Origin of the sequence: Kitasatospora sp. NPDC059160 (assembly GCF_042755465.1) — a bacterium.
In the GTDB taxonomy this organism is placed as follows: domain Bacteria; phylum Actinomycetota; class Actinomycetes; order Streptomycetales; family Streptomycetaceae; genus Kitasatospora.
Genome location: NZ_JBHZCN010000078.1, coordinates 35,434 through 46,138, shown reverse-complemented (window position 1 = coordinate 46,138; position 10,705 = coordinate 35,434). Strand labels below are relative to the sequence as shown.

The 10,705-nt window shown below is 74.6% G+C and carries 11 protein-coding genes; 8 read left to right on the top strand and 3 right to left on the bottom strand.

Going from position 1 to position 10,705, the window contains the following annotated elements; all coding sequences use genetic code 11:
- Positions 1-118: 118 nt before the first annotated feature.
- Genes ACFXOZ_RS29240 through ACFXOZ_RS29230 form a run of 3 tightly spaced genes read right to left on the bottom strand, consistent with a single transcriptional unit; the run spans position 119 to position 2,534 of the window.
- Positions 119-304, bottom strand: coding sequence for a hypothetical protein (locus ACFXOZ_RS29240; RefSeq protein ID WP_360237855.1), 186 nt, complete (start codon positions 302-304; stop codon positions 119-121).
- A gap of 59 nt (positions 305-363) precedes the next feature.
- On the bottom strand, positions 364-1,209 hold the full coding sequence (locus tag ACFXOZ_RS29235; RefSeq protein ID WP_375892823.1) for a class I SAM-dependent methyltransferase: 846 nt from the start codon (positions 1,207-1,209) through the stop codon (positions 364-366).
- Positions 1,206-2,534, bottom strand: coding sequence for a cytochrome P450 (locus ACFXOZ_RS29230; RefSeq protein WP_375892824.1), 1,329 nt, complete (start codon positions 2,532-2,534; stop codon positions 1,206-1,208). The genes ACFXOZ_RS29235 and ACFXOZ_RS29230 overlap by 4 nt, the downstream gene beginning before the upstream one ends.
- Before the next feature lie 337 nt (positions 2,535-2,871).
- Between ACFXOZ_RS29230 and ACFXOZ_RS29225 the strand changes: the two genes are divergently transcribed.
- The 8 genes from ACFXOZ_RS29225 to ACFXOZ_RS29190 all read left to right on the top strand — a co-directional run bounded on the left by ACFXOZ_RS29225 (position 2,872) and on the right by ACFXOZ_RS29190 (position 10,649).
- Positions 2,872-3,240 carry a hypothetical protein gene (locus tag ACFXOZ_RS29225; RefSeq protein ID WP_223886012.1) on the top strand — a complete coding sequence of 123 codons (369 nt, stop codon included), beginning with the start codon at positions 2,872-2,874 and terminating at the stop codon, positions 3,238-3,240.
- Between the two features lie 93 nt (positions 3,241-3,333).
- Entirely contained in the window at positions 3,334-4,326 is a 993-nt protein-coding gene (locus ACFXOZ_RS29220) for an ABC transporter ATP-binding protein (protein ID WP_375892825.1), read from the top strand.
- On the top strand, positions 4,323-5,183 hold the full coding sequence (locus tag ACFXOZ_RS29215; RefSeq protein ID WP_375892827.1) for an ABC transporter permease: 861 nt from the start codon (positions 4,323-4,325) through the stop codon (positions 5,181-5,183). The genes ACFXOZ_RS29220 and ACFXOZ_RS29215 overlap by 4 nt, the downstream gene beginning before the upstream one ends.
- Before the next feature lie 19 nt (positions 5,184-5,202).
- Positions 5,203-6,390: a cytochrome P450 gene (locus tag ACFXOZ_RS29210; RefSeq protein ID WP_380593261.1), complete on the top strand. Its 1,188-nt coding sequence runs from the start codon at positions 5,203-5,205 to the stop codon at positions 6,388-6,390.
- Entirely contained in the window at positions 6,387-7,646 is a 1,260-nt protein-coding gene (locus tag ACFXOZ_RS29205) for a flavin monoamine oxidase family protein (protein WP_380593260.1), read from the top strand. Before ACFXOZ_RS29210 ends, ACFXOZ_RS29205 begins: the two co-directional genes overlap by 4 nt.
- Positions 7,647-7,671: 25 nt before the next feature.
- Positions 7,672-8,613: a Rieske 2Fe-2S domain-containing protein gene (locus ACFXOZ_RS29200; protein WP_380593259.1), complete on the top strand. Its 942-nt coding sequence runs from the start codon at positions 7,672-7,674 to the stop codon at positions 8,611-8,613.
- Entirely contained in the window at positions 8,603-9,376 is a 774-nt protein-coding gene (locus tag ACFXOZ_RS29195; RefSeq protein WP_380531759.1) for an alpha/beta fold hydrolase, read from the top strand. The genes ACFXOZ_RS29200 and ACFXOZ_RS29195 overlap by 11 nt, the downstream gene beginning before the upstream one ends.
- A gap of 79 nt (positions 9,377-9,455) precedes the next feature.
- Positions 9,456-10,649, top strand: coding sequence for an MFS transporter (locus ACFXOZ_RS29190; protein ID WP_380593258.1), 1,194 nt, complete (start codon positions 9,456-9,458; stop codon positions 10,647-10,649).
- Positions 10,650-10,705: the final 56 nt, after the last annotated feature.

The window sequence follows — 10,705 nt, the reverse complement described above, 5'->3', positions numbered from 1 at the left end:
GGTACACCCCGCCGCGCCCCCGGGGGGGGGGGGGGGGGGTGTTGGGGGGGGGGGGGGGGGGCCCCCCCCCCCCCCCCCCCCCGACCCTTTCCCGCTGCTAAGCCACCGGGTGCCATCGTCAGTAGCGGGGCTTCCGGGTCAGCGCCAGGCCGCCCAGCAGGAAGGCGACCCCGAGCACGCCGGCGACCACCGCGGAGGTGGTGTCGGCGGGCTTGTGGCTGGCGTCCATCACGGCGGTGACCAGGCCGGCGACGGCGCTGATGTAGCAGAAGATGGTGATGAAGATCTTCACCTTGGGGTGCATGGAGGTGGTCCTTTCCGGTTTCCGGGAGGGGTGTGGTGCGGTCGGGTGGTTTCCTGCGGTCAGGCGGTTTCCTGCGGTCCGCGGCCCGCGGGTGCGGTCGCGGCGGCGGTGAGGCCGAGCAGCATCACCCAGGCGTCGGGGTCCGACCGGAAGCGGTTCCAGCGGTCCGCCGCGAGGGCGAGTTCGGCCAGTGAGAGGACGCCCCGGGCGACCAGCGGCTCCAGGCGCCGCGGGCCGAGCTGCGGGGCGAAGGCGTCGGTCGGGTGGTCGTCGTTGGTGGTGGCGAAGGGGCGCAGCACCGGCTGTTCGAAGCCGGCCGCGCGCAGCAGCCGGGGGAGCCGGCGCCCGATCGAGCGGTCGCCGCCGTCGGCCCGCTGGGCGGCGGCCATCTTGGCGTGCACGCCCGCGAGTTCGGGGTACGAGGGCTCGGCGGCGCCCCACAGCGCGGAGTCGACCTCGGTGACGGCGACGGTGCCGCCGGGGCGCAGCACCCGGCGGACCTCGGCGAGCACCGCGACCGGGTCGGGCACGTGCTGGAGGACGTAGCGCAGCAGCACGAAGTCCACGCTCGCGTCCGGCAGCGGCAGGTCGGCGCCGTCGGCGACCAGCAGGGTCACCCCGGGGCCGGCCGCGTGGGCGAGCAGTTCGCCGTCGATGTCGGCGGCGATCAGTTCGGTGCCGGCGGGCAGCGCGGCGCGCAGCCGGCGGGTCACCGCGCCCGGCCCGGCGCCGAGTTCGAGCACCGTGCGGCCCGAGGGGAGGCCGAGTTCGCGCAGGATGCGCAGTTCCTCGGGGAAGGAGAGCGCGGCCTGCGCCTCCAGCCGGTCGAGTTCGGCGGCGAGGCCGCCGCCGGTGGTGCGGGCGGGGTCGTAGGAACCGCCGACCGGTCGTACGGAGGTGCTCATCGGGGCCTCGCGATCATCGTCATGCCGTGCTTGGGGCGGAGGGTGACCAGGGCCTCGGGTTCGACCGGGAAGCCCTCGACCAGCTCCAGCCGGACGGACTGGAGCAGGGAGGCGAGCACCAGGACGGCCTCCAGCATCGCGAAGTGCTGGCCGACGCAGATCCGGTCGCCGCCGCCGAACGGCAGGTAGAGGTGGCTGGGCAGGTCGGCGCCGTCGAAGCGGTCCGGGAGGTACGCGTCCGGCCGGTCCCAGTACTCGGGGTGGCGGTGCAGCACCCACTGGCTGACGCACACCAGGGTGCCGGGCTCGACGTGGTACCCGCCGATGACGTCGGACCCGACGGCCCGGCGGGAGATCAGCCAGACCGGCGGGTAGAGCCGCATGGCCTCCTGGATCGCCCGCCGGCAGGCCGGGAGCGCGGCCAGGTCGGCGGCGGTCGGCGGGCGGCCGCCGAGGACGCGGTCGACCTCCTCCTGGACCTTGGCCAGCTCCTCGGGGTGGCGGTCGAGCAGGTGGAGGGTCCAGGTCAGGGACTTGGCGGTGGTCTCGTGGCCGGCCATCACGATGGTCAGCACCTGGTCGCGGAGGTCCTCGTCGGAGACCAGGTGGTGGCTGGACATCAGGGTGTCCAGCAGGTCGCCGCTCGCCCCCGCGCTGCCCCCGCCCGCGCGGCGGGCGGCGATCAGGGTGCGGGTGACGGTGTTGAGGAACACCCGGGCGCGGCCGAAGTCGGCGTACCGGCGGGCGGTGTCGGCCGGGTCCGGGTCCGGGGTCGGTACGTAGTGGCCGATGCAGCGGTTGACGGCGTCCACCGCGCGGGCGAAGCCCTCGCCGATGCCGTCGATGTCGGCGCCCAGGATGGCGTGGGTGAGGATGCCGAGGGTGAGCGCGGTGAGGTGCTGGTCCACCTCCAGCGGGGTGCCGGCCTCGACGGCGGGCCGCCAGCGCTCCAGCATCTGCGCGGTGGCGTCGGTGACGATGCCGTCGAAGGTGCGGACGGCGCTGGGGCGGAACGCGGGCGCGGTGAGGTGCCGTTGGCGGGCCCAGTCGGCGCCGTTGCTGGTCAGCAGCCCGTTGCCGAGCAGCGGGCGCAGCATGGCGTCGTCCGGGGTGCCCTCCTTGGTGTAGTTGGCGCCGTTGTCCTTGAGGACGTGCCGGGCGTACTCGGGCCGGTTGAGCAGGTAGACGGTGTCGCCGTCGGCGCGGTGCCGGGTGACGTCGCCGTAGGTGCGGGCCAGGCCGGTGATGAAGTCGAGCGGCGACTCCCTCATCAGCGCCATGTCGATGTCGTCGGCAGGGCCTGGCGGGACGGTGTGCGTAGGCACGGTGCGGACCACCCCCGTGTTTCCTCTCGGTGCTCACCCGGGACTTCCGGAATGCGTACGCGCCCGGCGAACACATACGTACGTATTTCCCGCTGAATTCCCCGTACGCATTCGGATGCGTATGTCGATACGTATTCTGATGCGTATTCAAGGGCGCGGGACGCCTGAAATCTACCGCACCCGCCGCACGTGCTCAATACTTAGTCCGGGCACCGGAAGTGAGGTCTTGGCGGCCCATTGCGGCCGTGTCATTCTTCATTCGTCGGCAGCGCCGGGAAGCACGGAAGTGCCGAGGCCTGCCGACGACCAACCGGAATCCAGAGAAAAGGAAATTCTCATGGCTTTGGACCAGAGGAAGCGGGCCGAGTTCGTCAACGGCTACACCCGCGCCCTGATCAGCGCCTGGTCGAGCGAGGAGTACGCGGCCCGCCTGCGGACCGACGCCCGCGCCGCCCTCGCCGAGGCCGGCCTGGAGCTCCCGGCCGACGCCGAGATCGTCATCGTCCAGACTGCCGCCGAGGGCGAGCAGGAGGGCAACCTCGAGGTGCAGGTCGAGCTGTACGAGATCGGTCTGGCGACCGGCCGTTACGAGTTCCACATCCCGGAGACCCCGCAGATCGACACCGCCGAGCTCAGCGAGGGCGACCTGTCGGACATCGCGGCCGGCGGCAACTCCTGCTGCTGCCCGTGCTGCTGCTGCACCTGATCCAGCCGGGAAACCCGCAAGCCGGGCAAGGTGCCCGGCCGGTCGACCTGATGACCAGGCCGACCTGATCACCCCACCAAGGAGCGATCCACAGTGGCGACTGCCGTCGGGGAACACCCCGTCTCAGTCCGCGGCCTTCGCAAGAGCTACGGCGACTGGCACGCGGTCCAGGGTCTGGATCTGGACATCCACCAGGGTGAGGTCTTCGCCCTGCTCGGGCCGAACGGCGCGGGCAAGACGACGACCGTCGAAATCCTGGAGGGCGTCCGCCAGCGAACCGGCGGTGACGTGCGGGTCCTCGGCTGCGACCCGGCCGAGGACCGGCGCGACTGGCGCGCCAGGATCGGAGTGGTCCCGCAGACCACCGGTGCCTACTCGGACCTGACGGTCCGTGAGGTGGTCGAGCACTTCGCGGCGTTCTACCCGAACCCGCTCCCGGTCGGCCAGGTCATCGACATGGTCGGACTGGGCAAGCACGAGAAGAAGCAGAGCACCGACCTCTCCGGAGGACAGGCCCGTCGGCTCGACGTCGCGGTGGGCATCGTCGGCGACCCGGACCTGATCTTCCTCGACGAACCCACCACCGGGTTGGACCCGGTGGCTCGCCGGGAGGCCTGGGACCTGGTCCGCTACTTCTCCGAGCGCGGTCGTACCACCGTGCTCACCACGCACTACCTCGACGAGGCCGAGGCGCTGTGCGAGCGCGCCGCGGTGATCGTCGCCGGCCGGGTGGTCCAGTGCGGGCCGCTGGCCGAGTTCGGCGGCCGAACGCAGACTCCGACCACGGTCTCCTTCCGGATTCCGCCGGAGCTGGCCGGCCGCGCGCTGCCGTCGTTGCCACCCGGGGCCGACCCGGCCCCGGTGGGCGCGGACGGCGTGCTCAGGATCGGCACCCACGCCCCGACCGCGCTGCTCGCGGCCCTGGTCCCGTGGGCGCACCGGGCAGGGGTGGGCGAGCTGCCCGAACTGCGGGTGCACCGGCCGACCCTGGAGGACGTGTACCTGGACCTGATCAGGGAGCACGCCGACGGCACCGACCGCGGCGCGGACAACAGCCAGCTGATCTCCGAGACGGGGACCCGATGACCCTCACCCAGACCCCCGTCGCCGCGCCGGCCCGCGACGGAGCCCGGCGCGCCGGACGGATGCCCGGCGTCTGGCGGGCCTCCGCGGCCCGTTCCAAGGTCGAACTGCGGGCGTTCTTCCGGAACAAGCAGTCGCTGGTCTTCACCCTGATGTTCCCGGTGATCCTGCTGTTCGTCTTCGGCTCGATCTTCTCCGGGAAGGTGGCCGGCACCGACACCGACCTCAAGCAGGTGTTCATGGCCGGCATCATCGCCGCCGGCGTGATGAGCACCTCCTTCTCCGGCCTCGCGATCAACATCGCGATCGAGCGCGACACCGGAACCGTCCGCCGGCTCGCGATGACCCCGATGCCCAAGTCGGCGTACTTCGTCGGCAAGCTGGTGCGGGTCATCGTCACCACCGCGCTGGAGGCCGTGCTGCTGATCGGCATCGCGCTGGCCCTGTTCGGGCTGCCGCTGCCCAGCACCCCGGAACGCTGGTTCACCCTCGGCTGGGACCTCGCGCTCGGCACGGTCGCCTGTGCGATGGCCGGCGCCGCCTACTCGGCGCTGATCCCCAACAGCCGGTCCGCGGCGGCGATCGTCACCCCGGTCTTCATGGTGCTGCAGTTCATCTCCGGCGTCTTCTTCCCGTTCGGCCAACTCCCCGCCTGGATGCAGACGGTGGCGGCGTTCTTCCCGGTCAAGTGGATGGCCCAGGGCTTCCGCTCGGTCTTCCTGCCGGACTCCTTCACCGCCGTGGAGCCCGCCGGGAACTGGGAACTGGGCCACATCGCGATGGTCCTGGTCGCCTGGTCGCTGGCCGGCCTGGTGCTGACCGCCTTCTCCTTCCGCTGGCGCGGACCCAAGGTCCGCTGAGACCCCTCGGAGCTGGAACATGACGACGGCACCGGTGCGCCTGCCGGACCACCTGATCCACCCGTTCGCCCCCGCCGGGCGGGCGAACCCGCACCCGGCGTACCGGTGGCTCCGGGCCAACGACCCGGTCCACCACGACCCGGCGTCCCGGCTCTGGCTGGTCACCGCGCACGCCGACTGCGCGACGGTGCTGCGCGACCCGCGCTTCTCCGCCGCCCAGGGCCAGCGGGAACGCGCCCGCGACGACGCCCTGCCGCCGTCCATGCTCACCACCGACCCGCCGGACCACCAGCGGCTCCGGGCCCCGGGGGCGCTGCTCCTGGGGCCGGCGGCCGTCCGCTCCCTCGCCGACGGGCTCGCCGAGGACGTGGACGCGCTGCTCGACCGGCTGCCGGCCGGCGGGCGGGTGGACGCCGTCGCCGACCTCGGCCGGCCGCTCGCCACCGCCGTGTACGCGCGGCTGTTCGGCCTGCCCGCGGCGGAGCTGCGGCGCTTCGAGGCGCTCGCCCGGGCCGCCTCCGTCAACCTCGACCCGATGGTGCCCCCGGCCCGCGCCGCCCTCGGCCGCAGCGCCGCCACCGCGCTCACCCACTACCTGGACGGGCACACCGGCCGGGTCCGGGGCCGGGACGTCCCGCTGGCCGCCCTGGCCGCCGACGACCGGCTCAGCCGCGCCGAGATGCTCGGCGTCCTCAACCTCGCCGTGATCGGCGGCTGGCAGCCGCTCGCCGAGTTCATCGGCAACGCGCTGCACCTGCTGCTGCCCGACCGCCCGGCCGTCGCCCGGCTCGCCGCCGCCGACGAGGACCTCGCCCGCCTCGCGGTGGACGAACTGCTCCGGCTGGAGGCCCCGATCCCGTTCACCGCCCGGGTCACCACCGACCGGGTCGAACTGGCCGGCGGCGTGCTGCCGCCCGGCGCCCGGGTCCTCGCGGTGCTCACCGCCGCCAACCGCGACCCGGAGGTCTTCGCCGACCCGGACGAGCTCCGCCTCGACCGCAGCCCCAACCCCCACCTCGGCTTCGGCGGCGGCCCGCACTTCTGCCTGGCCGCCCCGCTGGTCCGGCAGACCGCCGCCCTGCTGCTGCCCCGGCTGGTCCGCCGCTTCCCGGCCCTGCGCGGCCCGGACGGCGCCCCGGACTGGGACCAGAGCCTCGTCCCCCGCCGACTGCGGGCCCTCCCGATCGAGCTCGGAGCAGCGCTGTGACCAGCTACGACGTCATTGTGGTCGGCGCCGGGGCGTCCGGCCTCACCTGCGCCCGACTGCTGTCCCGGGCGGGTCTGCGGGTCGTGGTGCACGAGGCCCGGGAACGGCTCGGCGGGCGGATCCACACCTTCCGGCCCGCCGACGGCGGCCCGCCGCTGGAACTCGGTGCCCAGGTCGTGCACGGGGACCGGAACCCGGTGCACGAGCTGCTCGGACCGGGGAGCACCGGCGCCGTCCCGCGCCGGGTCACCGCCCGGATCGTCGAGGACGGCGCCGAGCGGTCGATGGGCGCGCTGAGCGCCGGCCGCCGCGCACCCTGGCTGCTGGAGGCCGCGCTGCGGCGCACCCCCGGCGTCACCGGCCTGTCCGTCGGCAGCTGGCTGCGCGCGTGCGGCAGCACCGGCGCCGAGGCCGCGGCCGCCACCGAGTGGTTCCGGCAGAACTGGGCCACCGACCCGGAGCGGCTCAGCGCCGCCGGGGTCGCCGCCGCGCACCGCGGGGACACCGCCGGCGAGGGCGAGTACGCCGTCGACGGCGGCTTCGCCCGGCTGCCCGAACGGCTCGCCGACGGCCTGGACGTCCGACTCGGCTCGGTGGTGCGGGAGTTGTCGTACGAGCCGGGCCGGGCCACGGTACGGACGGACGCCGGGAGCGCGGTCGCCCGCGCCGTCGTCCTCACCGTCCCCCCGGCCGCCCTCGGCGGCATCGCCGGGCTGCCCGCGGCCAAGCTCGCCGCCGCCGCCGGGCTGCCCGCCGGGGACGGCTGCTGCGCCGTGGTCACCCTGGACCGGCCCGCGCCCGACACCGTGATCGTCTTCGACGTGGACGGCCGCACCGGCTTCACCCGCTGCGCCGCCGGGCGCCCCGAGGTGCTGGTGGTCGCCAAGGCGGGGGCCGCCGCGTCGCTGCGCGCGGCCGTCGCCGACCGCACGGCCCTGGCCGCCCTGCTCGCCACCGCCCTGCCCTGGACGTCCGGCGCCGCCGTCCTGGACACCGCGGTCGCCGACTGGGGCCAGGACCCGTACGCGGGAGGGGCGTTCACCGCCCCCCGGGCCGGGCTGGAGGACGCCGCCCGGCGCTGGGCCGAACCGGTCGACGACACCCTCTTCCTCGCCGGTGAGGCGACCGTCGCGGGTGAGCAGCTGCCCTGGGTGCAGGGCGCCCTGGCGAGCGGCGAGCGGGCCGCGGAACAAGTCCTCAAGGCACTCCGACGGACGCCGTCCGATGAACGAACTCCGATGAACGCCACCCGATGAACGCCATTCGATGAACGTGAGCCCGATGACCGTGCACCACGGCTGGTACCTGCTGGCCTTCCGATCCGAACTGGCCGACGACATCACCCCGTTGGCGATCGGAGCGCGCCGCCTGATCGCCGTCCGCGAGGGCGGGCGGGTCCGCGTCCTGGATGCCAACTGCCCGCACCGCGGCGCCCACCTGGGCTACGGCGGGCGGCGCGAGGGCGACTGCGTGGTCTGCCCCTTCCACGGCAAGCGGATCGGCCTCGGCGACCCGTCCAAGCACTGGTCCGTCGCCGAGCACCGGGTGCTGGAGTGGGGCGACGCGGTGTTCGTCCGGCTCTCCGACCACCCGGACGGCGACCGCGGCTTCGAGCGGGCGGTCCGGGGCTGGCAGGACGAGTACCCGCTGGTCGCGGCCGTCGCCCTGTCGGTCGCGGTGCCGCCCGAGTACGTCGTCGAGAACGCCTTCGACCCGGACCACTTCAAGGCCGTGCACGGCGTCCCCGGCAACCGGGGGATGGCCACCCGGGCGGGCGAGCACGGCGAGCTCGTCATCGAGGGCGAGTTCCTGATGCAGACCTCGCCCTGGCAGGACGCCCGCACGCTGGAGGAGATCCGCTGGGAGGCGGTGCGCACCGGCCGGGTCCGCTGGGACTTCAAGCCGCGCTTCCACGCCCAGGCGTTCAGCCCCCACGTGGTGGTCACCGAGTTCGGCCCGCCCGAGACCCGGCAGGTCATCGTCACCGGCTCCGTCCCGACCGGGGACGGCGGCTGCGTCGCCCGGGTCGCCATCGGCGTGCGCGAGGACCAGCGGGCGGCGCTGCCGGCCCTGCTCGGCGGCAGTGAGAAGGCGCTCGCCGAGGACAAGGTGGTCTGGGAGCACCTGGACCACACCATGACCCCGCGCTACGACGCCCGCGACGAGCCGGTGCTCGCCTTCCGCCGCTTCTGCGCCGACTTCGGAGCCCGACTTGACGACTGACCTGCACCTCCACCGCCAGGGCGACGGCCCGGCCGTGCTGTGGATCCACGGCTACACCATGGACTCCACCACCTGGCAGCCGCTGTGGGACCGCCTCCCCGGCTTCACCCACATCGGCGTCGACCTGCCCGGCCACGGCGGCTCCGCCCCGCTCCTGCCGGGGCTGACGCTCCCGGCCCTGGCCGGGCAACTGGCCGAGGTGGCGGCGGACACCGGCGCCCGCCGACTGGTCGGCCTCTCCTTCGGCTCCGTCTCGGCCCTCCAACTCGCCTTCCAGGAGCCCGGGTCGCTCGACCGCCTGGTCCTCGCCGCCCCCACCCTGGCCGGCACCCCCAACGAGGACTCCGCCCGGGTCCGCTACCAGCAGCTGTCGATGCTCCACCGCATGGTCGGCCCCGGCGACCAGCTCGCCGACCTCTGGATGCAGTCCCCGCCGGACATCTTCACCGGCACCCGGCGCCACCCCGAACTCCGCGCGGCCCTGCGGGAGGTGGTCGCCCGGCACAGCTGGGCCGAACTCGGCAACCGCGCCATGGACGCCCTCACCGCCCACCGGCACACGGTGGACGACCTGCGCCGGATCACCGCCCGCACCCTGGTCGTCCTCGGCGATGAGGACATGCCCGCCTTCACCCGCAACGCCCGACTGCTGCGCGACACCGTCCCGGACTGCCGGCTGGCGACCCTGGCCGAGACCGGCCACCTCCCGCTGCTCGAACGCCCCGACGCCTGCGCCGAGTTGCTCGCCGCCCACCTCGCCTGAACCGTCCTCGCCCGAACCCCCGACCGTCCAGGTCGCATTCACGCCAGCCCCGGGGCCGGACCGCTGCTGGACTGGTCGCGTGTCCACCACCCTCCACCCCACCCCGCCCGCCACCGCCCCTGCGCCCGAACGGGGTTGGCCGGCCGTCCTCGCCGTCACGACGGGGATCTTCGCCATCGTCACCACCGAGATCCTGCCGGTCGGCCTGCTCACCCCGATCGGCGCCACCTTCCGGATCTCGGACGGCACCGCCGGGCTGATGATGACCCTGCCGGGCGCCGTCGCGGCCGTCGCCGCCCCGGCCGTCACGGTCGCCGTCCGGCGGGCCGACCGGCGCGCGGTGCTCTGCGGCCTCATGCTCGCCCTCGCCCTCGCCGGCCTCCTCACCGCGCTCGCCCCCGGCTACTGGGCGGTGCTCACCGCCCGGGTGGTGCTCGGGGTCGTCATCGGCGCGTTCTGGTCGCTCGGCGCCGGGCTCGCCCCGCGCCTGGTCGGCGTGCGGCGGCAGGGGCGGGCCAACTCCGTCATCTTCTCGGCGGTCCCGCTGGGGTCGGTCCTCGGCGTACCCGCCGGGGTCCTCCTCGGCCACCTGGCCGGGTGGCGGGCCGCGTTCGCGGCCATGGCGCTGCTGAGCCTCGCCGTGGCCGCCGCCCTCGCCGTGACCCTGCCCCCGCTGCCGCCGCAGACGCCCACCCGCCCCGCCGTGCTGTGCGGGCTGCTCCGCACCGGGCCCGTCCTCGCCGGCCTCGCCGTCACCCTCCTCCTGGTGACCGCCCACTTCGGCACGTACACCTATGTCACGCCGTTCCTGGAGGACGTGACGCACGCCGGGCCGGGGGCCGTCTCCGCGCTCCTGCTGGTCTACGGGGTCGCCGGTGTGGCGGGCAACTTCGCCGGCGGACTGCGGGCGGGCCGGAGCCGGGCCGCCCTCACCCTCGCGACCGGCCTGCTCGCGGCCGCCGTCCTGCTGCTCCCGGCCTTCGGGAGGTCCTTGACGGGGGCGGTGCCGCTGCTCGTCGTGTGGGGCCTCGCCTACGGCGCCGTCCCGGTCTGCGTCCAGAGCTGGTTCGTCCGCGCGGCCCCGCAGGCGCCGGAGGCGGCCACGGTGGTGTTCACGTCCTCCTTCCAGGCCACGATCTCGCTCGGCGCCCTGGCCGGCGGCGCGGTCGTCGACGCCTGGTCGCCGTCCGCGGTGATGGTGGTCGGCGGGTGCCTGGCGCTCGCCGCCGCGGTGGTGGCGCAGCTCGCCCCGCGGTCCGTCGCCACTGCCTGAAAGCCCGAGGAGCGGGAAGTCGGCCCCACCGACTTCCCGCTCCGGTACCGGGGGGC